This is a genomic window from Saccharothrix longispora, assembly GCF_031455225.1.
Taxonomy (GTDB): Bacteria; Actinomycetota; Actinomycetes; order Mycobacteriales; family Pseudonocardiaceae; genus Actinosynnema; species Actinosynnema longispora.
Map to the genome: position 1 here is coordinate 6,789,265 of NZ_JAVDSG010000001.1, position 25,121 is coordinate 6,814,385.

The following is a 25,121-nucleotide window of genomic DNA, read 5'->3' on the forward strand; positions in this document are numbered from 1 at the left end:
ACCCGCGAGGTGCAAGACTTTCCCGGTAGCGTGGGACACGCTGAGTGATCGCTCGACGTCTTGAGGAGACGGTGATGACGCGGCTGGTGCGCGGTGCCGACGGCCGGATGTGGACTGTGCGCAGCCAGGTCCAGTGGCGCAACCCGGCGGGGGACGCCGATTTCGAGCACGACGTGAGCGGTGGCCACGGCCCCGGTGTGCTGATGCTGGCCATCGTCGTGGTCATGGCGGTCGTGCTCGTGGCGTGGACCCCGGCCGACGTGGTGGTGCCGGCGTGGCTGATCGTGGCGCTGGTCCTGGTCTTCCTGTTCTTCCCGGTCCGCTGGGCGGTGCGGCGGCCGTGGGTGGTGGCGGCGGAGTCGAAGAAGACCGACGAGCTGCCGCCGGAGCGGTGGGTCGGCACGGTGCGCGGCATGCTGACCGTGCGCGACGAGGTCGCCAAGGTGGCCCGCAAGATCGAGATGTACTCGCTGCCCGACCTCGACGGCCCGCTCCAGCCGGTCGACTGACGGCCGTTCACGGGCGACACTGGTCGGGTGCCGGAACTCCCCGAGGTCGAGGCGCTCGCCCACCACCTGCGCGAGCACGCGGTCGGTCGCGTCGTGCACCGGGTGGACGTCGCGTCGTCGCAGGTGCTCAAGACGTTCACGCCGTCCTGGACCGACCTCCAGGGCCGGGAGGTGACGGGTGCCGGCCGGTTCGGCAAGCACCTGGACCTCGACTGCGGGGGGTTGCACCTCGTGGTGCACCTCGCGCGGGCCGGGTGGCTGCGCTGGTCGGAGAACCTGTCGGCGGTGCCGCCCCGGCCCGGCCGGGGCCCGCTCGCGCTGCGCGCGCACCTCGGCCCGCCGGGGCGGGGGCCCGGCTTCGACCTGACCGAGGCGGGCACCAGGAAGGGCCTGGCCGCCTGGGTGGTGGACGACCCGCGGGACGTCCCGGGCATCGCCCGGCTCGGGCCCGACGCGCTCTCGGTGACGCGCACGCAACTGGAGGACCTGTTCGCCGGCCGCACCGAGCGGCTGAAGACGGCGCTGACCGACCAGACCGTGCTCGCGGGCGTGGGCAACGCCTACTCCGACGAGATCATGCACACCGCGCGGCTGTCGCCGTACGCGACGGCGGGCCGGCTGTCCGGCGAGGCGCTGGACCGGCTGCACGAGGCGCTGGTCGGGGTCCTGTCCGACGCCGTGGCGCGCTCGGTGGGGCAGGGCGCGGCGACGCTGAAGGGGGAGAAGCGGTCGGGGCTGCGGGTGCACGCCCGGACCGGCCTGCCGTGCCCGGTGTGCGGTGACGCGGTGCGCGAGGTGTCGTTCGCGGACCGGGCGTTCCAGTACTGCCCGACGTGCCAGACGGGCGGCAAACCCCTCGCCGACCGCCGGATGTCACGCCTGCTCAAGTAAGTCACACGACCGGGTGGACCCGTGCTTGTGACCGTTCTTCCCGGCAACTCCTCCTCGTGACAGCTCGACCACGTGGAGGAATCATGAACATCCGCATCGCCGCCGCCGTCACCGGTGCCACCCTCAGCCTGGCGACCATCGCCGGCGTGGCCGCCGCGTCCTCGGAGGCGCCCCCGGCCGCGAGTACCGAGGTCGGCACCTTCGACGCGCAGGAGCGCCTCACGCTGTGCGAGATCCTGGAGGAGGCCGGTCTGTACGACGAACCGGACATGGAGGAGCTCCTCGCGTTCCTCGGCTGCGACACCGACGAGGAGACCACCACCTCCTCGTCCACGCAGTCGGCCAACTGAGGCCGGTGGGGCGCGGTCCGGTGAGCGGACCGCGCCCACCCTCCGTAGTCGCATCGCCCTGATGTCACCCGATCGGGTAGGCGGAGGGGCGCGGTCGCCGCCAATTCATCGGACGTGCACGTCTCCGGGCGTCGATCCCCTTGCCTACGAGGCCTCCACGGCACAGCATGGACGCCGTGCGTGACCTGCTGACCGAGCGTGCCGTCCTCGGCGTCATCGCGACCCTCGCCGTCCTCGGCCTGTTCGTGATGCTCTGCCGCGCCCGCCGGGTGAGCACCTCGGTCGAGGACGCCGTGATGGACATGCTGCACCGGATGTCCAAGGCGTCGGCCGACCTGCGCGAGGGCCTGACCGAGGAGGCCGCCGACAAGGCCACCCCGCACCTGCGGGAGATGCTGCGCTGCGTCGCCGTCGGCATCACCGACCACGAGGGCACGCTCCTGTCGTGGGACGGCGGCGCGAACGACCACTACGAGTTCCTGCGCACCTACATCGAGCGCGCCATCGGCGAGGGCCACAAGGAGCACGTCGAGCACCGCAAGCTCGACTGCGAGCTGCCCGGCCCGTGCTCGCTGCACAGCGCGGTGATCGTGCCGCTGGTGGTGGAGGGCGAGGTCGCGGGCACGCTGATCGTGGTCAGCGGCGTGGCGAACAAGCGCCAGATCAGGATGGCCGAGGAGACCGCGCGGTTCGTGTCCACGCGGCTGGAGCTGGAGGTGCTCCAGAAGTCCCGGCAGGCGCTGGCGCAGGCCGAGGTCCGGGCGCTGCGGGCGCAGATCTCGCCGCACTTCGTCTACAACGCGCTCAACACGATCTCGTCGCTGATCCGCACCGACCCGGCGCACGCCCGCGAGCTGCTCCAGGAGTTCGCCGAGTTCACCCGCTACTCGTTCCGCACGGACGGCTTCTTCACCACGCTGTCCGACGAGCTGACCAACATCCACCGCTACCTGACCATCGAGCAGGCCCGGTACGGGCCGCGCCTCAACGTGCGGCTCAGGATCGCGCCCGAGGTGCTCCAGGTCGTGCTGCCGTTCCTGGTGCTGCAACCCCTGGTGGAGAACGCGGTCCGGCACGGCCTGGCCAAGAAGCCCGGCGGCGGGCTGCTCACGATCATCGCCGAGGACAACGGCGCCGAGGCGCTGATCTCGGTCGAGGACGACGGCGTCGGCATGGACCCGGACCGGCTGTTCGAGGACCTCAAGGACGCCCACCAGACCGGCGCGCACGTGGGCCTGGGCAACATCAACCACCGGATGCGGGCGGTGTTCGGCGACGACTACGCGCTCGTCGTGGAGACCGCACCGGACGCCGGCATGAAGATCATCCTGAAGATCCCGAAGTACAGCAAGGGCGTGCGCACGAACCTGCCGCTGGTGCCGCCGCGCCTGGAGGACACCACCGAGCAGCCCGCGGTCCGGGCCTGAGCCCCGGCGGTCCGGGACGTCACTCGGCGGCCACCGCCAGCGAGGCCACCACCATCACGGCGCACACCGACCACGTGATCCACATCCAGTAGACGTGCATCGTCGTCGGCCCGTCCGGGTTCTTCTTGCCCCGGAGGTCCCACCACTCGACGTAGCGTTCCAGCCACCGGATCGGGTTGAACGTCACCGGGCGATGTTAGCCCCGCCACCCGCCCGTGCCGCTGCACGTAAGGTCGTGGCATGAGCGTGACGGACAAGATCGCCCGGCTGCCCAGGCTCGTCGGCGAGCGGACCGAGCGCGGACCCGTCGTGGCCGCCGTCCGCCTGCACGGCGTCATCACCCCGACGCCGACGCCGATGGCGCGCAACACGATCAGCGTGCAGACCGTCGAGACGGCGCTGACGCGCGCGTTCGACCACGACCGGCTCGTCGCGGTCGCCCTGCTGATCAACTCGCCCGGCGGGGCGCCCACCCAGTCCGCGCTGGTCGCCGAGCGCATCCGCGAGCTGGCGGCGAAGAAGAGGGTGCCGGTCCTGGCGTTCTGCGAGGACGTCGCGGCCTCCGGCGGCTACTGGCTGGCCTGCGCGGGCGACGAGGTCCACGCGCACGGCACGTCGCTGGTCGGCTCGATCGGGGTGGTCAGCTCGGGCTTCGGGCTCAACGGCCTGATCGAGCGGTACGGCGTGGAGCGCCGCGTGCACGCGGCGGGCGAGAACAAGGTGCGCCTCGACCCGTTCTCCCCGGAGAAGCCCGAGGACGTCGAGTGGCTCAAGGGCCTCCAGGCGCAGCTGCACGAGCAGTTCGTCGCCTGGGTCCGGGAACGCCGCGGCGCCAAGCTCAAGGGCACCGACGACGAGCTGTTCAACGGCGAGGTGTGGACCGGCGCGAAGGCGCTGGAACTGGGCCTGGTCGACGGGGTCGGCACGCTGCGCGGCGTCGTGGCCAAGCGCTACCCGGACGCCGAGATCGTCGTCGCCGAGCCCCGCCGCCCCCTGCTCGCCCGCCTCGGCATGGCCGGTGCCACCACCCGATCGGGGGACTTCCTGCTGGAGGGGTTGGCCGCGCTGGAGGAGCGGGCGCGCTGGTCGCGATTCGGCTTGTGAGGTCACGGCACGCACCGGGACCGGCGACCGGCGTAGACAGCGACCCCGCTCGATGGGCAAGATGCGCGGCACAGTGAGTACCCCAAAGAACCCCGGTTCCCCGAAGGGCCCCAACGACGGCCTCCTCGTCCTGGCGGTGGACGACGAGGCCCCGGGGCTGAGCGAGATCAAGTACCTGCTCGAGGGCAGCCCGCACATCAGGCGCGTGCTCACCGCCTTCGACGCGGCCGAGGCGCTGCGCATCCTGCGCGGTGACTACGACGCCGAGGTGATGGAGCGCCAGGAGGCCGGCCTGCCGCCGGTCGACGCGGTGTTCGCGGACATCAACATGCCCGGCCTGAGCGGGACCGACCTCGCGCGCGTGCTGGGCGCGTTCCGCGCGCCGCCGGCGCTGGTGTTCGTGACGGGCGTCGAGCACTCGGAGGCCGTGGTGGCCTTCGAGGTGGGCGCGCTGGACTTCGTCACGAAGCCGATCAACGAGGACCGCGTCAACAAGGCCATCTCGCGGGTCGTGGAGCGGGTCGCGTCGACCCCGGTGGCGGTGCCGGAGCAGACCTCGGCGGCCGAGCCGCAGGACGACGAGGTGATCCCGGTCGAGCTGGGCGGCACGATCAAGCTCGTGCCGCGGGCGACCGTCCGGTACGTGGAGGCGCAGGGCGACTACGCCCGCCTGCACACCAACGACGGCGCGAGCCACCTCGTGCGCATCCCGCTGGCCCAGCTGGAGGACCGCTGGGAGAACGCCGGGTTCGTGCGCATCCACCGGTCCTACCTGGTGGCGCTGCCGCTGGTGACCGAGCTGCGGATGACGTCGAACGGGTACGCGGTGGTGATCGGCTCCGGTGACGACGCGAAGGAGCTGCCGGTGAGCCGGCGGCACACGCGTGAGCTGAAGGAACGGCTCGTGCGCCCCCCCAAGAGCAGTTGGGGATGACCAAGCACTCCGGCCCGCCCGGGCAACCGGACCAGCCGCAACCGGCCGAGCGCGATGCCTGGCCACCGGTCGCGGCGCGCAAGAACCGCCGCAGGCGGGTGGTGCTCGCCGACCCGAAGGGGCGCGGCCGCGTGCTGCGCACCATCATCGAGCTGGAGGAGCAGACCAGCGTCGGCGAGAAGCTGATCCGCGACCTGATCCGCCAGCAGCTGCGCACCGGCCTCGCCCTCGGCGGCACGACCCTGCTGCTCCTCGCGGCGCTGCCGGCGTTGTTCCACGCCGTGCCGCAGCTGTCGGAGGTGCACCTGCTGGGCATCCGGCTGCCGTGGGTGCTGCTGGGCCTGCTGCCGTTCCCGCTGTGCTACGGCGTCGGCTACGCCTACCGCAGGCTCGCCGAGCGGCACGAGCAGGACTTCGTGAACTCGGTGGACCGGTGATCCAGAACCTGTGGAGCCTGGGGCTCGTCGCCGTGATGGCCACGCTGACGTTCCTGCTGGGCTACGTGGGCTCCCGCCGGGCGAACACCACGCCGGACTTCCTGGTGGCGCGGCGCGCCATCCCGGCGACCCGCAACGCCGCCGCGATCTCCGGGGAGTACCTGTCGGCCGCGTCGTTCCTGGGCGTCGCCGGGCTCGTGCTCAAGGACGGCGTCGACGCCCTGTGGTACCCGATCGGCTTCACCGCGGGCTACCTGGCGATGATGGTGTTCGTCGCGGCGCCGCTGCGCCGGTCCGGCGCGTACACGCTGCCCGACTTCGCCGAGGCCCGCCTCGGGTCGTCGAACCTGCGCCGGTTCTGCACGTTCTTCGTCATCTGCATCGGCGTGCTGTACCTGGTGCCGCAGCTCCAGTCGGCCGGGCTGACGCTGAACACGATCACCGGCCTGCCCGCGTGGCTCGGCGGCGTGGCGGTCACCGCGATCGTGGTGGTGAACGTGCTGGGCGGCGGGATGCGCGCGATCACGCTGGTGCAGGCGTTCCAGTACTGGGGCAAGCTGTTCGCCATCGCCGCGCCGACGTTCGTGCTGTTCACGCTGTTCGCGGCCGGGCCGGGCAACGGCGCGCAGCCGGTCGACGCGGACGGCGTGCTGCGGTTCCACGAGGACGTGGCGGTGACGACCACCGACCCGGTGCGGGTGCGCGTGGACGTGCCGCTGGAGCTGTCCGCGACCGGTCGGGTCAACGGGGCGCCCGCGGACGGCGAGGTGTACTGGACGACCGGCACGCACACCGTGGGCGCGGGCACCGAGCTGCGCTTCACGGCGGGCACGCCGGTGCCGGTGGTGGAGGGCGCGCCGACCGGGAACGCCGACTGGCTGCGCCCGCAGACCGGCGGCGCGGGCGAGCTGTTCGAGACCTACTCGCTGATCTTCGCGACGTTCCTCGGCACGATGGGCCTGCCGCACGTGCTGGTCCGCTTCTACACCAACCCCGACGGCCGGGCCGCCCGCCGGACCGCGCTGCACGTGATCTACCTGCTCGGCCTGTTCTACCTGTTCCCCACGGTGCTGGGCGTGATCTCGCGCCAGTACCTGCCGCAGCTGCTGGTGACCGGGAAGACGGACGCCGCCGTGCTGCTGCTGCCCACGACCATGCGGCCCGACCTGCTGGGCCAGGTGCTGGGCGCGGTGGTGGCGGCGGGCGCGTTCGCCGCGTTCCTGTCCACCTCGTCGGGGCTGGTCGTGTCGGTGGCGGGGGTGGTGTCGACGGACATCCTGCCGGGCAAGGTGCGGGACTTCCGCTGGGCCACGGTGCTGACCGGCGCGTTCGCGATCGGCCTCGCGCTCGTGCTGCCGCGCTCGGACGCCTCGCTGACCGTGGCCATGTCGTTCGCGCTGGCCGCGTCGACGTTCTGCCCGCTGCTGGTGCTGGGCATCTGGTGGCGCGGGCTGACCTGGGTCGGCGCCATGGCGGGCATGGTGGTCGGCGGCGGCCTGGTGATCGGCTCGCAGGTCGTCACGGTGGTCAGCTCGTACACCGGCGACTGGGCGCCCCCGGTGTTCTCCCAGCCGGCGCTGGTGACGGTGCCGGTGGCGTTCCTGACCATGGTCGTGATCAGCGGTCTGACGTCGCGGCGCAGGCCCGAGGACGTCAACCAGATCCTGCTGCGCTTCCACGCGCCGGACCCGCTGGGCTTCATCCGCGACCGCGCGGTGCAGCGGTTCGGCACGGCCGAGGAGAAGGCGCTCCAGGACGGCGCCCGCGGCGACGGGCCGTCGTCCTAGCGGGTCGCTCGGCACGCTCCCCGTTCAGCCGCAGACGCGGTAGCAGGGAGTATGTGAAGGTCTCGAACGGGTGAAGATAAGCCCACCGATCCGGTTAACGGTGATGTCGATCACCCGAGTGGCAGTTCGTCTCAGCATTCATACCGCTCATCGCATCACTCGACAGTTGAGCGCAAGGCCACGTCCGGAGTCTTTCAGACGTGAGCCAGGTCTCCTTACGGTGCACGGCGTATCAGGAACGCACCAGGAGGCCTTACGTGCCGTTCACACCGTCGTCAAACACGCGAGGAGGGGACAGTGAGCACCTCTGAGCAGCACAACCCCGACACCCAGGGCGCTCACAACTGGGTGGAGGTGCAGGAGAGCGCGGACTTCAAGGAGCTGCGGCGCCGACTGCGCAATTTCGTGTTCCCGATGGCCGGTCTGTTCCTGGCCTGGTACCTGCTGTACGTCCTCCTCGCCGATTACGCGCACGGCTTCATGTCGACGAAGGTCTTCGGCAACATCAACGTGGGCCTGATCCTCGGCCTGCTGCAGTTCGTGTCGACGTTCGCGATCACCACGCTGTACGTCCGCCACGCCAACAAGAACCTCGACCCCAAGGCGGAGAAGCTCCGCGCCGAAATCGAAGGGGGTCGGGCGTGAACAGCAGCCCCTGGCTCAACATCGGCATCTTCGGCCTGTTCGTCGCGGCGACCCTGGTGGTCGTCATCCGCGCGAGCCGCAACACGAAGACGGCCGCCGACTACCTCGCCGCCGGCCGCGCGTTCACCGGCCCGCAGAACGGCGTCGCCATCGCGGGCGACTACCTGTCCGCCGCGTCGTTCCTCGGCATCGCGGGCGCCATCGCGCTCAACGGCTACGACGGCTTCCTGTACTCCATCGGCTTCCTCGTCGCGTGGCTCATCGCGCTCCTGCTGGTCGCTGAGCTGCTGCGCAACACCGGCAAGTACACGATGGGCGACGTCCTCAGCTTCCGGATGCGCCAGCGCCCGGTGCGGGCCGCCGCGGCGACGTCCACCATGGCCGTGTCCTTCTTCTACCTGCTGGCCCAGATGGCGGGCGCGGGCGGCCTGGTGGCCCTGCTGCTCGGCATCACCGGCAAGCTCGGCCAGGCCCTCGTGATCGCCGTCGTCGGCGCCCTGATGATCGCCTACGTCCTCATCGGCGGCATGAAGGGCACCACCTGGGTGCAGATCATCAAGGCGGTGCTGCTGATCATCGGCGCCGGCGTGATGACGGTGTGGGTGCTCGCCAAGTTCGGCCTGAACCTGTCCGCCCTGCTCGGCGCGGCCGTCGACAACGCCCCGAAGGCCGGCGAGAAGCTCCTCGGCCCCGGACTCCAGTACGGCGCGACCGGCACCTCGAAGCTCGACTTCCTGTCGCTGGCCCTCGCCCTGGTCCTCGGCACGGCCGGCCTGCCGCACATCCTGATGCGCTTCTACACCGTGCCGACCGCCAAGGAGGCCCGCCGCTCGGTGGTCTGGGCCATCTGGCTGATCGGCCTGTTCTACCTGTTCACGCTGGTCCTGGGCTACGGCGCGGCGGCGCTGGTCGGCCCCGACGCGATCCGGGCGGCACCCGGCGGCGCGAACTCGGCGGCCCCGCTGCTCGCCGAGGCCCTGGGCGGGCCGCTGCTGCTCGGCCTGATCGCGGCGGTCGCGTTCGCGACGATCCTCGCCGTGGTGGCGGGCCTGACGATCACCGCGTCGGCGTCGTTCGCGCACGACATCTACGCCAACATCATCCGCAAGAACGGCCACGACGGCGCGGTCAAGGACAAGTCCGACGAGGAGGCCGAGGTGAAGGTGGCGCGGCGCACCGCCATCGTCATCGGCATCGTCTCGATCCTCGGCGGCATCGCGGCCAACGGCCAGAACATCGCGTTCCTGGTGGCGCTCGCGTTCGCGGTGGCGGCGTCGGCGAACCTGCCGACCATCCTCTACTCGCTGTTCTGGAAGCGCTTCAACACCTCCGGCGCGCTGTGGAGCATCTACGGCGGCCTCGCGGTGACCATCACCCTGATCGTCCTGTCGCCCGCCGTGTCCGGGAAGCCGACGTCCATGTTCCCGAACGCGGACTTCGACCTGTTCCCGCTGTCCAACCCGGGCATCGTGTCGATCCCGCTGGCGTTCCTCCTCGGCTACGTCGGCACGGTGACGTCGAAGGAGAACAACAAGGAGAAGTACGCGGAGATGGAGGTGCGGGCGCTCACCGGCGTCGGCGCCGAGAAGGCCACCGCGCACTAGGGCCTCCCTCCGGGACCACGCCGGCCGTCCTCCTTTCGGGGAGGGCGGCCGGCGTGCTCCTCATCCCCCGCTCACCAGGGACGTGGCAGCATGGTGGCCGTGACCGTTCCCACCGTTGAAGTGACCGACGTGCCCGCCGAACTCCCGGCCGGGAAGGTGCTGCTCGACGTCCGCGAGGCCGACGAGTGGACCGCGGGCCACGCCCCGGGCGCCCTGCACATCCCGATGAGCGAACTGGCGGGCCGCCTGGACGAACTGCCCGGTGACAGCGAGTTCTACGTCGTGTGCCGCGCGGGCGGCCGGTCGGCGCGGGTCACCCAGTACCTCAACGCCAACGGCTGGGACGCCACCAACGTCGACGGCGGCATGCAGGTCTGGGCCGCCCAGGGCCGCCCGCTGGTCGCCGAGGTCGACGGCGCGGACCCCGAGGTCATCTGACGTGGCGCTCCGGCCGATGCGCGTGGACTGGGTGGCGACCCCGCCGCCCGGTGCCTACCAGCGGCGCGACCTCGGCCGACCGCGCCAGGACTACGCGGGACCGCCGTCCTACCCGGTGCCGCCGCGCTGGGGCTTCCCGCTGCTGGCGTGGCGCTGGCCCACGTCCGTGGCGGTGGACGCCGACGAGCCCGTCGACTCGGTCGACCGGGTCCAGCGGCTGGCCCGCACCGCCTCCCACGCCCTCGGCCTGGCCGCGCTCACCGGCCTGTGGGCCGCGGGCAGCGAGATCTGGCGCTACGTCCTGCTCCTGCTCAGCCGCTACGGCGCGCTGTCGGAGTCCACGGTCGGCGTGTCGGACGCGATGGTCGTGTCCTCCTCGATCGTGATGCTGGTGGCGACCGCGATGGCGGTGGTGTTCACGCTGCTGTGGCTGCGCCGGGCCCGCCGGGCCGCCGCGAGCGCCGCCGGCTACGCCCCGTCCCGCTCGGACACCGAAGTCCTGGTCAGCCTGTTCATCCCGGGCGTCAACCTGGTCGTGCCCGGCTCGGTCGCCGCCGAGCTGGAGCACGCCGCCCTGCGCCTGCCCGTCGACGCCCGCCCGCGACCGTCCCGGCTGATCCGCTGGTGGTGGGGCCTGTGGGCGTTCACCTGCCTGTTCTCCGCGTTCACGATCGCCTGGTCGTTCCGCGACAGCGTGCAGGCCATGGCGGACGGCGTGCTGCTGCACGCGGTGGCCGACCTCCTGGCCGTCGCCGTGGCGATCCTCACCGCCGTGGTCGTGCGCCGCACCACGACGTGCCTGCTGCCGGTGGACCCGAGCACGTTCCGCCGGATGCGGGTGGTGGGCGTGAAGGACGCCCCGGCACCGGAGCTGCGCACCTTCCGCGCCGCCGGCTCACCCCGCTAGACGAACGGGGTCAGGCGGCCAGCGCCGGGGTGGGGGTGGGTGGTCGGTGGAGCAGGTTCTGGCGCGGCCTCTGGGCGGGGTCGATGTGTCGGGGCGGGATGAACGTCGGCGTTCCGCCGGTCGTGGTGATCTGCCACTGCGAGTGGTGGACGAGGCTGTGGTGTGCGCGGCAGAGCAGCACGAGGTTCGACAGGTCGGTAGACCCGCCATCGGCCCAGTGCTGGATGTGGTGGGCGTCGCACCACTTGGGTGGTCGGTGACAGCCGGGGAAGGCGCAGCCCCGGTCGCGGGCGTGCAGCGCGCGGCGTTGGGCGACGCTGACGGTCCGCTTGGCGCGGCCGAGGTCGAGCACCTCGGACGCCCCGCCCAGTACGACCGGGAGTATTTTGGCGTCGCAGGCGATGCGGCGGGCCTGGGCTGCGCTGAGGTGGTGGTCGCCGTCGAGCACCGCGTGCCCGACGCCCCGGCGGAGGGTGTCGTGGTCGATGGTGACGCTGATGTGCGGGCGCTCTCCGGCCTCTGACGGCAGGTCGGTGGAGCGTGAGGCGAGGTGGATCAGGTCGGCGAACGCCTCGCCCCTGCGTCGTGCCGTGTCACGCGGGCCGTCTGGGCGTGGTGTGGAGAGTGGTTCGAGCAGTGCGGTGAACCGCGCCCCGCTCTCGGCGGACAGTTCTCCGAAGAATTCGAGTCGTCCGCCGGGCAGGTCGCGCAGGTGCAGTATGTCGCCGGGATCGGCGGCGGGTTCGTCCACCTCGTCCACGCGGTCCTGCTCGGCGCGGTCACGAATCCGGTCGGCGAGTTGCCGCACCGCTTTCGGCTCCACCGACCGGGCCGCCTCGACCAGAATTTCCTCCGACCCGTCCGGCAGGCGTAGCGAGATGGCCCGCGCCAGTTCCGTCAGGTGGCCGTCGGAGAGTTCCTCCAGCACCGCTCCGGTCGCCGGGTGTAGGGGAGGAAGTGGTTGGCCGGTGGGGCTGAGCGAGGGCAGGAAGAGGGTCGCCTGGGTGGTCCAGCGCTTGACCTCGCGCGGGTCGGCGCGCACGACGCGCCGGTAGGTGTCGGTGTCGAGCCCGCGTCGCAGCACCTCGGCCAGCAGCCGCAATCGCCGCAGGTGCAGCGTCCGCAGCGCGGCCTCGGTCTCGACGACGGCGTCGAACACACCGTCGTCGGTCAGCAGCGCGGGCACGATCTCCATACCTGCCACGCTATTCGAACACCTGTGCCCATTTCATCACTTGATCAGGTGAAACAGGCGGAGTCACAGGGTGATCAGGAGGCGGGCGAACGTCACGCCGGGCCACTGTTCCCAAGCGGTTCTTCCTCGTCGAACTCCCACGCCAGGACCAGTGGTACGCGCCGGCCGTACCGGGCCAGCGCCGACTCCGCCGACCGGTGCTGGCCGAGCATCGTGCGCCCGGTCACCGGATCACGCCGGTAGACCACGGCGGTCGTCGTGTCCTCCTCCATGATCTCCATGCCCCACGCGAAGATGCGCGTGCTGTCGGCGGCGTCCACGAGGCTGAAGAGGTTCGCTTCCACGGGACCGACTGTCCGACGGGAGATCCGCTCCAGCCCAAGGGGTGAACCGGGAATCCCACATCCGGAGATCCCGCCGGACCATGCTGACGCGTGCCCACTCCACCCCCGTTCCGCCGCCGCCGGTTGGGCAAGAAGCTCGCCCGCATGAGGATCGCGGCCAAGCTGACCCTGGACGACGCCGCGAAGGCCCTGTACCGGACCAGGTCGACGCTGCACCGGATCGAGCGCGGCGAGACGATCCTGGACGTCCACCTCGCCAAGTCGATGATGGACCTGTACGACCAGTACGACCCGGACCTGCTGGACCAGGCGGTGCGGGCGAGGGAGCCCGGCTGGTGGACCACCTTCGGCATCGAGAACCAGGGTTACGTCGACGTCGAGACGGAAGCCGTCGAAGTCTGCGAACTCTCACTCCTGGTGATCCCCGGCCTGCTCCAGACCGGCGATTACATGCGGGCGCTGTTCGCGGCGCACCGACTGGCCCGCACGAAGCGCTGGCTGGAGAACGACATCCGGGTCCGCCGGATCAGGCAGGAGCGCCTGACGGACCCGCGCAACCCCCTGCGGCTGGACGCGATCATCGACGAGGCGGCGTTGCGGAAGGTGGTCGGCGGCGCCGCGGTGATGCGGGAGCAGTTGCGCCACCTGCGCGAGATGGCGGACCTGTCCAACGTGTCGATCCGCATCCTCGCCGACGCCGGTGGCGCCCACGCGGGCATGGTGAGCAGCTTCGCGCTGCTCGACTTCGCCGACCCCCTCGAACCGCCGGTGCTGTTCATCGAGCACATGGTGGGAGCCGTGCACATCGAGGAGGGGAACCAGCTCCGCGAGGCTAGGCTGGAGTTCGAGCACCTGGCTTCCCAAGCGCTGGGCCTCGCGGAGTCGATCGCCCTCGTCGAGCGCGTCCTGACCGAGTGAAAGAGGCGACGAATATGTCCACAGTGGACTTCACTGGCGCGGTGTGGCGCAAGAGCAGCCGCAGCGGGGGCGCGAGCAACACCAACTGCGTCGAAGTGGCGTTCGTCGACGCGGTGTGGCGGAAGAGCAGCCGGAGCAACGGTGCCAGCAACGCGAACTGCGTCGAGGTGGCGTCGGCCGGCCCTGTCGTCGGTGTCCGGGACTCGAAGAACCCGACCGCCGCAACGTTGGCGTTCCCCGCTGTTCAGTGGGCGTTCTTCCTGCGGCGCTTGGGTTCCTGACCCCGCCCGTGCCACGGTGGACGCCATGCGGGCACTCGCGGCGGCACTGGTCCTGTCCCTCGTCGTCCCCGGCGTGGCCGCCGCGCACGGCCACCCCCGGAAGTCGTTCGACCTTCAGGCCCACCGGGGCGGGATCGGGCTGACCGTCGAGAGCACCCTGGCCGCGTTCGGCAAGGCGCTGGAACTCGGCGTGACCACGCTCGAACTGGATGTCCAGATCACCAGTGACGGCCGTGAGGTCGTCACCCACGACCGCAGGACCAACCCCGCCAAGTGCGTCGACACGGCCCCCGCCACCCCCGGCGACCCGGCGTTCCCGTACGCGGGCAAGTACGTGAAGGACCTGACGTTCGCGCAGGTCCGCACCCTCGACTGCGGGTCGCGGCGCTGGTCGCAGTACCCGGACCAGGAACTCTCGCCGGGTGCGCGGATGCCGACGCTCGCCGAGGTGTTCGCCCTGGCCCGACGCCACCGGGCGTGGGACGTGAAGTTCAACATCGAGACGAAGGTCGAGGCCGCCGCGCCGCACGAGACCGCGCCGCGCGAGCAGTTCGTCGAGGTCACGTCCCGCGAGATCCGCCGCTCCGGCTTCCACCGCAACGTCACGGTCCAGTCGTTCGACTGGGGCACCCTGATGCTGTGGCGCAGGGCCGAGCCGCGCATCCCGCTCGTCGCCCTCACCCAGCCCGAGTTCCTGCGCCCCGGCTCGCCGTGGACCGGCGGCCTCGACCTGGCCGACTTCGGCGGCAGCGTGGTGGAGGCGGTCGAGAGCTTCGGCGCGTCCGCCCTGTCGCCGGTGCACGGCAACCCGCAGAACGGCACGGTGGGGGACCCGGGTTACGTCCCGTTCACGACGAAAGCCCTGGTGGACGAGGCGCACCGGCACGGCCTGAAGGTCGTCCCCTGGACGGTGAACGACCAGGCCACCATGCACAAGCTGATCGACGACGGCGTGGACGGCATCATCACCGACTACCCGGACCGCCTGCGCGAGGTCATGGCCGAGCGCGGCTTCAGGCTCCCCCGCGCGTACCCGGCGCGCTGACCGCGCGCCACGGGCCGGCGCGCCCGGACCCGGTCACCGCTGCCGCGTCAGCCTCAGCTCGTGCACCCCGCGCATGACGAACTCGGCCCGCTGCCGGGGCGGGGCGGCCAGGGCGATGCCGGGCAGCTTGCGGGTCAGGGAGGACACGGCCGCCTGCACCTCGATGCGGGCCAGCGGCGCGCCCAGGCAGTAGTGGATGCCCATGCCGAACCCCAGGTGCGGGTTCGGGGTGCGGCCGACGTCGAGGACGTCCGGGTTCGCGAAGACGAGCGGGTCGCGGGCCGCCGCACCCAGCAGCGCGGCGATCTTCCGGCCCGGCTCGACCGTGTGACCCGCGATCGTGACCGGCTCCGTCGCCGTGCGCTCGAACAGCTGGAGCGGCGAGTCGTAGCGGATCAGCTCCTCGACCGCGGTGGGCAGGAGGGTGGGGTCGTCGAGGAGCCGCTGCCACTCGGACGGGTGGTCCACGAGTGCCCGCACGCCGTTGCCGATGACGTTGACCGTCGCCTCGTGGCCGGCCATCAGCAGCAGCACGGCGGTCGCCACCAGCTCGTCCTCGGTGAGCTTCGCGCCGTCGGTGTCGGTCACCGCCACCAGGTCCGACACCAGGTCGTCGCCCGGGTTCGCCCGGCGGTGCGCCACCAGGTCGCGCAGGTACGCCACGAACTCGCCCGCCGCCCGCTCGGCCGCGTCCCGCTTGTCCTCGGCCAGGCCGTACTCGTACATCTTCACGATGGCGTTCGACCACGGCTGGAGCAGCGGCCGGTCGGCGGTCGGCACGCCCAGCAGCTCGGCGATCACCTCGACCGGCAGGGGGGAGGCGACGTGGGCCAGCAGGTCGGCCGAGCCCGCGGCGTCGACCTCGGCCACGAGCCCGTCCACGAGGCGGTCGGCCAGGTCCGCGATCCACGGGCGCAGCCGCTCGACGTGACCGCGGCCGAACGCGGCGGCCACCAGCCTGCGCAACCTCGTGTGCGTGGGCGGCTCGTTCTCCAGCAGCGAGTTGCGGTGCAGCAGGTTGAACGAGCCGAACCGCTCCAGCGGCGTCGCGTCCGTCCAGAGCCGCCCGAGCGACCGGTGCCGCAGCACCGCCGACGACGCCGCGTGCGACACGGCCACGGCGATGCCCATGTCCTCGTGCCAGTGCACGTCCCCCTGCTCTCGGAGGGCGGCGAACACCGGGTACGGGTCCGCGATGAAAGCGGGGTCGCGCTGGTCGAACGTCACGGTCACGGTCACGGACGGTAGGTCTTGAGCTGTGCTCGCGTCCATCCGAGTGTGGTTGTCCACTCAAACATTGAGCGAGCTGTGACATGACGTAGCCGAGTTGACCCGCTCGGTGCTCCACCTGGAGCATTCACCCCGTGTCGCCCGAGATCGTCGCCCACCGCGGGGCGTCCACCCGCCGCCCGGAGCACACGCTCGCCGCCTACGACCTCGCCCTCCGGCAGGGCGCGGACGGGCTGGAGTGCGACGTGCGGCTGACGAAGGACGGCCACCTCGTCTGCGTCCACGACCGGGTCATCGACCGGACGAGTGACGGGCACGGCAAGGTGAGCGACCTGACGCTCGCCGAGCTCCAGCGGCACGACTTCGGCGCCTGGCACGGTGGCGAGCCCTCCCCGGTGCTCACCCTGGAGGCGCTGATCGGTCTCGCCCAGGACCACGGCACGCGGCTGTTCGTCGAGACGAAGCACCCCGTGCGGTACGGGGCGCAGGTCGAGCGGACGCTGGCCGCCGTGCTGAACCGGCACGCGGTCGAGGCGGTCGTGATGTCGTTCTCCGTCTTCGCCGTGCACCGGTTCAAGAAGCTCAAGCCGGACGTGCCGACCGTGCTGCTCTACGACCGGCTGTGGCCGCGCACGCTGCCCCGCTTCGTCGACTACGCCGGCCCCGGCATTCACCTGCTCAGGCGTCACCCGGATCGGGGGCAAGGTGTCTACACGTGGACCGTCAACGAGCCGGCCGACATAGCGTTGTGCCGGGACCGCGGCGTCCGGTTCCTCGCGACCGACAACCCGGGGGAAACGCGCGAGCACCTTGCGGCTAACTTGACGCCCGACCAGCCCTGAGACCCTGGAGGCGGCGGTGGCGAAGCGGACGGCCGTGAAGGACGCCGTGAAGGACAAGTCGGCGGGCGGCGTGAACCCGCGCCAGCCGTGCCCGTGCGGCTCCGGCAAGCGCTACAAGGCGTGCCACGGTGCGGCGGGTGGCGCGGCGGACGTGATCGTCTCGCGCCCGTTCGAGGGCCTGGCCGCCGAGGCCGAGCTGATCGCGCTCCGCGAGTTCGTGCCCTCGGCGACGGTGAAGCTGCCGCTCAAGGACGGTGCGGCGCGCGAGGTCACGCTGGCCACCGTGCTGCCGATGGCCGCCGCGGGCCTGGTCCGCGCGGACGGCACCGCGTTCGTCGGCCTCCAGGTGCAGACCCGCTCCGGCGACCTGAGCCGCGACCTGGCACGCGCCGTGCGGTGGGCGCTGAACGCCGAGACCGGCGACGCGCTGCCCGTGGTCGGCCCGGACAACGGCGACGACCCCGGCCGGTTGCAGGACCTGCTCGACACCGGGGCCACGCTGAGCCCCGACCTGCACGCCGACTTCGCGTGGTGGCTGCCGCCGGACAACGAGCCCACCGGCGACGTCGCCCTGTCCCTGGAGCGCGCGAACGCCGCGATCCTGCCCACCGAGCGCGTCGACGCCCCCGACGTCGAGGCCGCCTACTGGGTCGACGCGGGCGACAAGGCGCACCTGCGCTGGGTGCGGCCCGAGCCCGAGGAGACGCTGCTGGCGGCGCTGGCCCGGCTGTCCGTGCGCGGCGAACTGGACCTCGGCGAGGGCTCCCGGTACGCGGGCTCGTTCCGCGCGCACGGCCTGCTCGTCCCCGTGTGGGACCTCGACCGCGAGCTGCACTCCAGCGAGTGGGCGCCGGGCGCGGAAGCCCTGGGCAAGCGCGTCAGCGACGCCCTGGCCGGCCTCGACGCCGAACCGCTCAGCGAGGCGGAGCGCCGGGCGCGCGACGGCCTGCGCGGTCGGCAGATCACCCTGCGCTGACCTGTCCACAGGTATCCCCACACCTGTCCACAGGCCCTGTGGACAACCCCGTGGGCGGGTGTGGACGACGAGGAGTCCGCGTGATCCTCCGAATCAGCTCCAGGGACGACTGGGCCCGCGCCCGCGAGGAGGGCGCGGTCCCGCTCGACCCCGACGGTTTCGTGCACTGCTCCGACTGGGGCACCGTGCACCTGCCCGCGAACCGGCTGTACCCCGCCCGGCACGACCTCGTGCTGCTGGTGGTCGACCCCGAGGGGTTGCCGGTGCTGTGGGAACCGGGGGAGACCGGCGAGGACGGCCCGTGGTTCCCGCACGTCTACGGGCCGGTCCCGGCGGACCACGTGGTCGCCGTGCACGAGTTCACGCCCGACGCGGACGGGCGCTTCCGGCCCCTGCCCGTGTCGTGAGCCCCACCCCGCCCCACCCCCCGGAACCCGGCCGGTCCTGATCCGTCCCGGTCCTGATCTGTCCCGGGGCAACCGATCCGCCCCCTCGTGCGTGGTCTTCACGTCGAGGAGGAGGGGAGGTGGCGAGGTGGTCGCGGCGACAGCGGACGAGCGCGTGACCGCGGGGTCGGCCGCCGACTTCGCGGAGTTCGCGCGGGCCTCGCTGCCCGGCCTGCTGCGCTACGGCCACGCGCTGACCGGCAACCCGCACGACGCGGCGGACCTCGTGCAGGCGGTGCTGGAGAAGGTCGGCGCCCGCTGGGCCTCCCTGCTGCGCAAGGACCCCGACCCGCTGGCCTACGCGCGGCGGGCCATGGCGAACACCCACATCAGCCGGTGGCGGCGGCGCAGGCGCGAGAACCTCGTCGCCGACCTGCCGGACTCGCCCGCCCACGCGGCCGCGGACCGGCTGGAGCACGAACCGCTGTGGCGGGCGCTGCGCGAGCTGCCGCCGCGCCAGCGCGCCGTCGTGGTGCTGCGCTTCTACGAGGGCCTGTCGGAGGCGGAGATCGCCCACACCCTCGGCATCGCGCGCGGCACGGTCAAGAGCCAGAACAGCAAGGCGATGGCCGCGCTGCGCGCACGAGCGGAGGAGTGGTCGTGAACCTGGAGGACGACCTGCGGGCGCTGCTGGCCGACGAGCGGCTCGACGTGCCGGTGCGGGAGGGCGCGGAGGGCGCGCTGGTGGCACGGGCGGCCAGGCGTCGGCGCAGGCGGGCGGTGGGCGCGGTGGCCGCGTCGACCGCGGTGGTCCTCGCGGTGGGCGGCCTGGCCACCGGCCTGCGCGTCGGCGGCTCGGAACCCGCGACGCCCCCCGCCCCGCACGTCGTCACGGTCACCGTGGACCCGCCGCCCGGGTACGGCCCGCTGCGCCTGGGCGCGGAGGAGCGGGCGGCGCGGGACAGCGGCCTGCTCGGCGCCCCCGTCGACCTGCCCGGCGGCTGCCGCCGCTACCCCGCCCACGACGGCGGTGCGGTCGTCGCCTCGCCCGACGGCGTCGTGGTCGGGGTGCGCCTGCCGCAGCCGGGCACCACCGCCGCCGGGATCGGGGCGGGGTCGACGACGGCCGAGCTGGCCGCCGCGTACCCCGGCGCCGCCGGCCTCGTCGTCGCCATGCCGGGCCGACCGCCGTGGCGCTACTCGTTCACCGCCGAGGCGGGGCTGATCACCGCCGTGGAACTGGAGATGGAGGACTCACCGTGCGACAACCGATGACCCTGCGACCGATGACCCTGCGACGGACGACGACCCTGGCCGCGCTGCTCGTGACCGCGATCGCGTGCGCGCCCGGGACGTCGACGTCCGCGTCGACGTCCGGGACCGACGCGACGCCGGCCGCCACGACGTCCGGGAGCGCGACCGGGATCGCGACGGGCGTCACCGCCGCGAGCACCGTCACCGAGACGGTCGTGGCCGGGACGCCGACCGTGCTCGACCACGAGGGCCTGGGGCCGATCAGGCTGGGCGACACGTTCGCCGAGGTCGAGGCGACCGGTCTCATCGGCGGGCGGAGCAGCCCCGCCACCCACCCGTGCGCCTACCACGACTTCGCGCTGCCGCTGCGCGGCTCGGTGGTGTTCGACCGGTCCCGGACGGCCGTGTCGATCATCGTCACCCGCGGACCGGGCACCCCGGAGGGGCTGCGCAACGGGGACGAGCCCGCCAGGGTGCCGGAGCTGTACCCGTCGGCCGTGGCGAACGAGTACGGCCACAAGGTCGCGCTCGACACGGGCAACGAGTACTCCGCCTACTCGATCGACGGCACGGTGATCACCAGCCTGAGCCTGAGCCGCATCGGGCAGACCTGCCACGAGTGACGCGTCAGAGCGCCCCGCCGGCCGCGCGCGGGGCGCTCGCGTCGGCGGCGTCGCCCACGTTCTCGCGGGTCAGGAACGCCTCCACGTGGAACAGGTTGCCGTCGGCGCGGTCGACCACGGTCAGCAGCGTGCTCATCGCCGCGACCTCCTCCACCTGCTCCTTGAGGAACCACTGGAGGAACTGCTCGCCGATGTAGTCGCCCTCGTCGCGGGCGGTCCTGGCGAGCGTCACGACCTGCTCGGTGACGGTCCTCTCCTGGGCCAGCGCGAGCACGACGGGCTCGCGGGCCGAGGCGAAGTCGTTGCGGACCTCGTCGACGCCGGGAATGGTCACCGGCAGTCCGCTGTCCAGCAGGTACCGCACGATCATCATCGCGTGGTTGCGCTCTTCCAGGGCCTGCTCGTAGAAGTGCGACGCGAGGCGCGGCAGGTCGTTGCCGTCGTACCACACCGCGATGGCCAGGTACTGCTGCGATGCGGTCAGCTCGTTGTGGACCTGCTCGCGCAGCAGGTCGTGGAACTTGGTCCCGGTCGTCGACGAAATCTTCTTCAAGTTGATGGCCATGACCCGAGAATATCTCGGATTATCTTCCCGCGCATTGAAGGCAAGGCTCTGCACAATGAGGAAAGGGTTGCCGAAGAAAGCTTAGGCAACCCTTTCCGGAGAATGTCACACGAGTGGCGCGCGGTCGATCGGGCACGACATGCAGCGCGGTCCGCCGCGCCCGGAACCCAGCTCGGAGCCGCTGATCCGGAGCACCTCGACACCCGCGTCCTCCAGTCGCGCGTTGGTCTCCACGTTGCGCTCGTAGGCCACCACGAGGCCGGGACCGACGGCGAGCGTGTTGTTGCCGTCGTCCCACTGCTCGCGCTCGGCCGTCACCGGGTCCAGGCCGGTGTCGATGACCCGCAGCCGGTCGATGCCCATCGCCTCGGCCGCCGCGTCCAGGAACGGCCGACGGTCCTCCACCACGACGCCGCCGTCGCCGTCGGACCGCACGGGGAAGGCGAACAGGTTGTCCCGCACCGCCGGGTACATCACCACGGCGTCGCGGTCGACCATCGTGCACACCGTGTCGAGGTGCATGGTCGCCCGCTCCTGCGTGATGGGCACCGCCAGCACGGTGTGCGCGAGGCCGTCGGCCAGCGCGGACCGGGCGAACGACTCGGCGCCCGCGGGCGTGGTGCGCTCGCCCACGCCGATGGCCAGCACACCCGGCGCGAGCAGCAGCACGTCACCGCCCTCGACCGGCGCGGAGTGCGCGCCGTACGCGCGGCCGGTCTTCCGGAACCTCGGGTGGTAGGCGTAGATCAGATCGGTGAGCGCGGTCTCCCGGTCGCGCGCGGGCAGCGCCAGCGACGTGATCGCGACCCGGTCGCCCACCCACACCGACGAGTCGCGGGTGAACAGCAGGTTCGGCAGCGGGTCGACCGCGAAGTCGATGGGGTGGTGCATCTTGCGCACCAGCGACGCGCCCTCGGCGGCCGGCAGCTCCTCGAACGTCATGCCGGTCATCAGGGCGGTGGCGAGCTGCTCGGGGGTGATCGACGTCAGGTGCGAGCGCAGCGCGTCCGCCAGGTCGATGCCGAGCCGCCGCTCGTTGACCGCGCTGTGGATGCCCGCGATCCGCGCCCGGTCGTCGTGCAGGGCGTCGACCAGCAGGTCCGCCAGCAGCAGCACCTCGGCGCCGCGTCCGCGCAGCACCTCGGCGAACGCGGCGTGCTCCTCCTGCGCGCGGTCGACCCACGGCACGCCGTCGAACAGCAGCTGGTCGTTGTTGCGCGGGGTGAGCCGCTTCAGCTCCGCGCCGGGGCGGTGCAGCAGCACCGTGCGCAGGGGGCCCACCTCGCTGTCGACGCGGGGCGCGGGGAACGGCCGGCTGTCGGCGGCCTCGGTCCGGGCGATGTGCGCAGTCACGCGTTCGAGGGTAACCCGGCACCGGTGCGATCAGCAGCTCGGAGAGGCCCGTTCTGGCAAAGTCGATCGCATGAGGTCGTGAACGCGGCGTTTCGTTGCGTGACTTGCGGCTTTGACCATTTCTTTGTTGCGCGCCGGTGCGCGCCCGCCGGTTCGGTGGCACAGGTCGGTACGCCTTCACACCAAAGCGTGAACTGGCGGCTCAGCGCTCAACGCGTCGCGGCATCGTGCCGAGAACCGGTTGTCAGACCCGGTCGTCCGCGGCGGCCGGACCGCACGTGGTGGGCGGCGGCCCGCGCCGGTCGCCGCCCACCGCGTGCCGGTGTCGGCTGCTCGCCGCGGGCGACCTCCCGCCCCGCCGCTACGGCAACCAGGACACGTGCCCGCGCAACGCCGTGTAGCCGACGAACGCGACCACGTCGAGCAGGGTGTGCGCCAGCACCAGCACCCACAGCCGGTTCGTCCGCTGCCACACCCACCCGAACACCAGGCCCATCACCACGTTGCCGACGAACCCGCCGAACCCCTGGTACAGGTGGTACGACCCGCGCAGCACCGCGCTCGCCACCAGCGCCGTGCCGTCCCGCCACCCGAGCTGCCGCAGCCGGGTGATCAGGTACCCGACGACGAGCACCTCCTCCGCCCACGCGTTGCCCGCCGCCGCCAGGACCAGCACCGCGCTGCGCCACCACGCCTCGTCCAGGGTCGCCGGCTGCACCGCCAGGTTCAGCCCCAGGTTCCACGCCACCAGGTAGAACACCAGCCCCGGGATGCCGATGACGGCCGCCAGCCCGAGGCTGCCCAGCGCGTCCGGCCCGAGCCGGGTGCGGTCGAGCCCCAGCACCCGCAGCCTGATGCCGCCGCGCCACAGTAGGTAGAGACCCAACCCGCCCCACGCGGCCAGCTGCACGACCCCCAGCAGCTGCGCGACGAGGTCCAGCAGGTCGAACCGCGCCTGCGGGACGTTGATCGCGACCTTCTGCTCGTTCAGCGGCACCGGGTTGAGCAGGCTGTCCAGCAGCCGCACCAGGCTGCGCAACCCGGACAGGCCGAGCGTCATCGCGAACACGAGGAGCAGTTCGACCCGGTAGCCGGTGCGCTCCCGGGCGTCGAGGGGTTCGATCACCCGCGCAACGTTAACCGCGCCGCGCCAGGAACGGGCACCCCATCAACCTGCGCAGCTCCACCGCCAGCTCCTGCGGCGTGCCGACCGGGCGGGAGAACGCGATCCGCACGTCGTGGTCCTCGTCGGGCATCTCCACCCGCAGCCGCAGCCCGAACCGGTCCAGGCCGAGCGGGCGCACGTGCCCGCCCCGCAGGTGGTCCGGCAGGTGCCCGGCGAGCAGGCCCACGACGTCGCGGTGCGACAGCTCCAGGTGCCGCAGCCAGTGGTCCTCGTGCGCGGCGAACGGGTCCGGCTCCGCCTGCGCGAACAGCTCCGGCCGCACCGACGTCGTGCCCTCCGCGTCCGCCACGACCAGCGACGCCGGGCTCAGCACCAGCGCGCTCGCGCCGTGGCCCACGTCCAGCAGCCTCGGGTCGGGGCGTTCCTCGGCGACCTCCAGGCACGCCTCGCGCGCCTCCCGGGGGTCCAGCGCGCGCAGCCACCCGGTGATCCACAGCAGGCCGCGCACCGGCTCGCGCAACGGCACGGGGGCGTGGTCGGCGAGCTCCAGCATCGCGGTCAGCTCCGCCCCGCGCGCCGCCCCGACCAGCGGGTGCTCGTCCGGCAGCACGATGGTGGCGCTCCCGGACGGGTGCACGTGGTGCAGCACCGGGGTCACCCGGTGCTCCGTGCCGTCCGACGGCGACAGGGCCGCGCGCCCACCCCGGGCGGCGATGGTGCGCGCCCGCTCCGCCGGGTGCGGGGCGGGCGGTCGACGCGTCTCGTTCATCGCTCACCTCCCAACTTAGGGGAGCCTAACTTGGCGGGGCCCGTCGGCGGAAGTCCCACGTCGGCGCACCGCAGGGTAGGACGTGCCGCGGTAGTGCGCCGGTTGGGCTATCCCGTCCGGGTGACGGCGGCCGTAGCCTGATCGACGCCGAGCGGGAGGCGGGCCTGGGGAGGTGGCCTGGTGGGCGTGCCGGACAAGCCCTCCACCGAGGGCGCGGCCCTCGACGACCAGTGGACCCGGTACTGCCTGGAGATCGCCGGGCGGCGGGTGTTCTGGTGGGTCGTGCTCGGCGCGGTGGCGTTCGCGCTCCAGCTCGTGCTGATCTTCGCGCTCGACGTGACCTCCGCCCTGCCGCTCGTGCTCCTGGTGTTCTCCGCGCTGGTCACGGGCCTGGGACTGACCCGGCGACCGTCGTTCCCCCGCGGCCTCGACCACCGCGCGTGGATCCACGTGCGCGTCCACTGGCGCGGCGGGCGGCTCGTCGTCCACGGTGAGCGGCCCGTCGTCCTGGACGTCAGCGCCGGCCCGCTCGTCCGGGGGCGCATCAGCCGGCACCGCCGCGCCTGGGTCGTCGCCGCCGACCGCGCCGGCAACACCGTCGTGACGTTCCGGGGCGTGCCGAGGCTGTTCGCGGCCCGCGTCGTGCGCGCCTGAGGTTTGCTGATCGTTCCGAGAGCCGACCCCCGGAGTGGAATTCCGGTTTCCTGGGAGCTGTGGTGGGCGAAACGTGGGTGCGGAAGTGCCTGGCCGGATCCGACCGGCGGGCGGTGGGGTTCATCGGCATCGCGCTGGTGGCGTTCGTCGTGCTGTGGCTCGTGTCGGAGTGGCTCGGCTCGCGCTGGGTGTTCGTGCTCTCACCGCTGTGCCTGGAGTTCGCCGTGCCCGGCCTGCGGCACTTCCTGACCAGGCGCAGCCTGCGGCGGCTGCTGGAGACGTACCCGAGGCACGCCGTGCCGGTGCACTTCGTGCCCGGTCGCGCTCGCGTCGGGCGGCAGACCTACCTGGAGACCGAAGGGTCCGACCGCACGTTCCTGCGCCTGTCCGAACTCCCCGAACGGGTGCGCGAGAACATCCGCCGAGGCGGCCAGGTGTGGATGGCCGGTCCCGACCCGCGCGGCCGGGCGGCCGTCCTGACGCGCGGCGCGCCGTTCCTCACCCTGGGCCGCGTGGTGATCCGCTGA

The 25,121-nt window shown here is 72.3% G+C and carries 31 protein-coding genes; 23 read left to right on the plus strand and 8 right to left on the minus strand.

Annotated elements, in window-relative coordinates:
* The first annotated feature begins 74 nt into the window (after positions 1–74).
* The 4 genes from J2S66_RS29195 to J2S66_RS29210 all read left to right on the plus strand — a co-directional run bounded on the left by J2S66_RS29195 (position 75) and on the right by J2S66_RS29210 (position 3,177).
* A complete protein-coding gene (locus J2S66_RS29195) occupies positions 75–509 on the plus strand; it encodes a DUF983 domain-containing protein (RefSeq protein WP_310310720.1) in 435 nt (144 codons plus the stop codon).
* 27 nt (positions 510–536) lie between these two features.
* Positions 537–1,400, plus strand: a complete 864-nt coding sequence (locus tag J2S66_RS29200; protein ID WP_310310723.1) for an Fpg/Nei family DNA glycosylase — start codon at positions 537–539, stop codon at positions 1,398–1,400.
* An 83-nt stretch (positions 1,401–1,483) separates the two neighbouring features.
* Entirely contained in the window at positions 1,484–1,750 is a 267-nt protein-coding gene (locus J2S66_RS29205) for a hypothetical protein (protein WP_310310725.1), read from the plus strand.
* 167 nt (positions 1,751–1,917) lie between these two features.
* Positions 1,918–3,177 carry a sensor histidine kinase gene (locus J2S66_RS29210; protein ID WP_310310728.1) on the plus strand — a complete coding sequence of 420 codons (1,260 nt, stop codon included), beginning with the start codon at positions 1,918–1,920 and terminating at the stop codon, positions 3,175–3,177.
* Between the two features lie 19 nt (positions 3,178–3,196).
* Here J2S66_RS29210 and J2S66_RS29215 read toward each other — a convergent pair whose 3' ends face one another.
* Positions 3,197–3,364 (minus strand): hypothetical protein, encoded by a 168-nt coding sequence (locus tag J2S66_RS29215; RefSeq protein ID WP_310310731.1) that lies wholly within the window; start codon positions 3,362–3,364, stop codon positions 3,197–3,199.
* A 53-nt stretch (positions 3,365–3,417) separates the two neighbouring features.
* Between J2S66_RS29215 and J2S66_RS29220 the strand changes: the two genes are divergently transcribed.
* The 8 genes from J2S66_RS29220 (at position 3,418) to J2S66_RS29255 (ending at position 11,033) form a co-directional block, all read left to right on the plus strand.
* Positions 3,418–4,281 carry a S49 family peptidase gene (locus tag J2S66_RS29220; protein WP_310310734.1) on the plus strand — a complete coding sequence of 288 codons (864 nt, stop codon included), beginning with the start codon at positions 3,418–3,420 and terminating at the stop codon, positions 4,279–4,281.
* A gap of 61 nt (positions 4,282–4,342) precedes the next feature.
* Complete coding sequence (locus J2S66_RS29225) at positions 4,343–5,215, plus strand: LytR/AlgR family response regulator transcription factor (RefSeq protein ID WP_310310737.1); 873 nt, start codon at positions 4,343–4,345, stop codon at positions 5,213–5,215.
* Positions 5,212–5,652 (plus strand): hypothetical protein, encoded by a 441-nt coding sequence (locus J2S66_RS29230; protein ID WP_310310740.1) that lies wholly within the window; start codon positions 5,212–5,214, stop codon positions 5,650–5,652. Before J2S66_RS29225 ends, J2S66_RS29230 begins: the two co-directional genes overlap by 4 nt.
* Positions 5,653–5,687: 35 nt before the next feature.
* The gene (locus J2S66_RS29235) at positions 5,688–7,439 is read left to right on the plus strand and encodes a sodium/solute symporter (protein WP_374726220.1); all 1,752 of its coding nucleotides are present in this window, start codon (positions 5,688–5,690) and stop codon (positions 7,437–7,439) included.
* 297 nt (positions 7,440–7,736) lie between these two features.
* Positions 7,737–8,084, plus strand: a complete 348-nt coding sequence (locus J2S66_RS29240) for a DUF485 domain-containing protein (RefSeq protein ID WP_374726143.1) — start codon at positions 7,737–7,739, stop codon at positions 8,082–8,084.
* A complete protein-coding gene (locus J2S66_RS29245) occupies positions 8,081–9,688 on the plus strand; it encodes a monocarboxylic acid transporter (RefSeq protein ID WP_310310747.1) in 1,608 nt (535 codons plus the stop codon). The genes J2S66_RS29240 and J2S66_RS29245 overlap by 4 nt, the downstream gene beginning before the upstream one ends.
* A 90-nt stretch (positions 9,689–9,778) precedes the next feature.
* Positions 9,779–10,126 carry a rhodanese-like domain-containing protein gene (locus J2S66_RS29250; RefSeq protein ID WP_310310749.1) on the plus strand — a complete coding sequence of 116 codons (348 nt, stop codon included), beginning with the start codon at positions 9,779–9,781 and terminating at the stop codon, positions 10,124–10,126.
* Between the two features lies 1 nt (position 10,127).
* On the plus strand, positions 10,128–11,033 hold the full coding sequence (locus tag J2S66_RS29255; RefSeq protein ID WP_310310754.1) for a DUF4328 domain-containing protein: 906 nt from the start codon (positions 10,128–10,130) through the stop codon (positions 11,031–11,033).
* Positions 11,034–11,043: 10 nt separating this feature from the next.
* Here the strand turns inward: J2S66_RS29255 and J2S66_RS29260 are convergent, their stop codons facing one another.
* Both J2S66_RS29260 and J2S66_RS29265 read right to left on the minus strand, forming a co-directional pair.
* Positions 11,044–12,228: an HNH endonuclease signature motif containing protein gene (locus J2S66_RS29260; RefSeq protein WP_310310757.1), complete on the minus strand. Its 1,185-nt coding sequence runs from the start codon at positions 12,226–12,228 to the stop codon at positions 11,044–11,046.
* Between the two features lie 92 nt (positions 12,229–12,320).
* Entirely contained in the window at positions 12,321–12,572 is a 252-nt protein-coding gene (locus J2S66_RS29265; protein WP_310310760.1) for a hypothetical protein, read from the minus strand.
* 90 nt (positions 12,573–12,662) lie between these two features.
* Here J2S66_RS29265 and J2S66_RS29270 point away from each other — a divergent pair, with 90 nt between their 5' ends.
* Genes J2S66_RS29270 through J2S66_RS29280 form a run of 3 tightly spaced genes read left to right on the plus strand, consistent with a single transcriptional unit; the run spans position 12,663 to position 14,816 of the window.
* On the plus strand, positions 12,663–13,490 hold the full coding sequence (locus tag J2S66_RS29270; protein ID WP_310310763.1) for a helix-turn-helix domain-containing protein: 828 nt from the start codon (positions 12,663–12,665) through the stop codon (positions 13,488–13,490).
* Complete coding sequence (locus J2S66_RS29275) at positions 13,487–13,771, plus strand: DUF397 domain-containing protein (RefSeq protein WP_374726144.1); 285 nt, start codon at positions 13,487–13,489, stop codon at positions 13,769–13,771. The genes J2S66_RS29270 and J2S66_RS29275 overlap by 4 nt, the downstream gene beginning before the upstream one ends.
* Before the next feature lie 25 nt (positions 13,772–13,796).
* Positions 13,797–14,816, plus strand: coding sequence for a glycerophosphodiester phosphodiesterase (locus J2S66_RS29280; RefSeq protein WP_310310766.1), 1,020 nt, complete (start codon positions 13,797–13,799; stop codon positions 14,814–14,816).
* Positions 14,817–14,849: 33 nt separating this feature from the next.
* Here the strand turns inward: J2S66_RS29280 and J2S66_RS29285 are convergent, their stop codons facing one another.
* Positions 14,850–16,088: a cytochrome P450 gene (locus J2S66_RS29285; protein WP_310310768.1), complete on the minus strand. Its 1,239-nt coding sequence runs from the start codon at positions 16,086–16,088 to the stop codon at positions 14,850–14,852.
* A gap of 92 nt (positions 16,089–16,180) precedes the next feature.
* Here J2S66_RS29285 and J2S66_RS29290 point away from each other — a divergent pair, with 92 nt between their 5' ends.
* The 6 genes from J2S66_RS29290 (at position 16,181) to J2S66_RS29315 (ending at position 20,127) form a co-directional block, all read left to right on the plus strand.
* Positions 16,181–16,888 (plus strand): glycerophosphodiester phosphodiesterase, encoded by a 708-nt coding sequence (locus J2S66_RS29290; RefSeq protein ID WP_310310771.1) that lies wholly within the window; start codon positions 16,181–16,183, stop codon positions 16,886–16,888.
* A 16-nt stretch (positions 16,889–16,904) separates the two neighbouring features.
* Positions 16,905–17,864 (plus strand): DUF5926 family protein, encoded by a 960-nt coding sequence (locus J2S66_RS29295; protein WP_310310774.1) that lies wholly within the window; start codon positions 16,905–16,907, stop codon positions 17,862–17,864.
* Between the two features lie 80 nt (positions 17,865–17,944).
* Positions 17,945–18,271, plus strand: coding sequence for a DUF952 domain-containing protein (locus J2S66_RS29300; RefSeq protein WP_310310776.1), 327 nt, complete (start codon positions 17,945–17,947; stop codon positions 18,269–18,271).
* Positions 18,272–18,398: 127 nt separating this feature from the next.
* A complete protein-coding gene (locus tag J2S66_RS29305) occupies positions 18,399–18,914 on the plus strand; it encodes a SigE family RNA polymerase sigma factor (RefSeq protein ID WP_310310779.1) in 516 nt (171 codons plus the stop codon).
* Positions 18,911–19,525 carry a hypothetical protein gene (locus J2S66_RS29310; RefSeq protein ID WP_310310781.1) on the plus strand — a complete coding sequence of 205 codons (615 nt, stop codon included), beginning with the start codon at positions 18,911–18,913 and terminating at the stop codon, positions 19,523–19,525. Before J2S66_RS29305 ends, J2S66_RS29310 begins: the two co-directional genes overlap by 4 nt.
* 11 nt (positions 19,526–19,536) lie before the next feature.
* Positions 19,537–20,127, plus strand: a complete 591-nt coding sequence (locus J2S66_RS29315) for a hypothetical protein (protein ID WP_310310784.1) — start codon at positions 19,537–19,539, stop codon at positions 20,125–20,127.
* Between the two features lie 4 nt (positions 20,128–20,131).
* On the opposite strand, the gene J2S66_RS29320 is transcribed toward J2S66_RS29315, so the two are convergent.
* The 4 genes from J2S66_RS29320 to J2S66_RS29335 form a co-directional block, all read right to left on the minus strand.
* The gene (locus tag J2S66_RS29320; protein WP_310310787.1) at positions 20,132–20,692 is read right to left on the minus strand and encodes a ferritin; all 561 of its coding nucleotides are present in this window, start codon (positions 20,690–20,692) and stop codon (positions 20,132–20,134) included.
* Positions 20,693–20,797: 105 nt separating this feature from the next.
* The gene (locus J2S66_RS29325; protein WP_310310790.1) at positions 20,798–22,045 is read right to left on the minus strand and encodes an arginine deiminase; all 1,248 of its coding nucleotides are present in this window, start codon (positions 22,043–22,045) and stop codon (positions 20,798–20,800) included.
* A 361-nt stretch (positions 22,046–22,406) separates the two neighbouring features.
* The gene (locus J2S66_RS29330) at positions 22,407–23,171 is read right to left on the minus strand and encodes a CPBP family intramembrane glutamic endopeptidase (RefSeq protein ID WP_374726145.1); all 765 of its coding nucleotides are present in this window, start codon (positions 23,169–23,171) and stop codon (positions 22,407–22,409) included.
* Between the two features lie 10 nt (positions 23,172–23,181).
* The gene (locus tag J2S66_RS29335) at positions 23,182–23,940 is read right to left on the minus strand and encodes a DUF2470 domain-containing protein (RefSeq protein ID WP_310310793.1); all 759 of its coding nucleotides are present in this window, start codon (positions 23,938–23,940) and stop codon (positions 23,182–23,184) included.
* 180 nt (positions 23,941–24,120) lie between these two features.
* Here J2S66_RS29335 and J2S66_RS29340 point away from each other — a divergent pair, with 180 nt between their 5' ends.
* Complete coding sequence (locus tag J2S66_RS29340; protein ID WP_310310795.1) at positions 24,121–24,594, plus strand: hypothetical protein; 474 nt, start codon at positions 24,121–24,123, stop codon at positions 24,592–24,594.
* A 62-nt stretch (positions 24,595–24,656) separates the two neighbouring features.
* On the plus strand, positions 24,657–25,121 hold the full coding sequence (locus J2S66_RS29345) for a hypothetical protein (protein ID WP_310310797.1): 465 nt from the start codon (positions 24,657–24,659) through the stop codon (positions 25,119–25,121).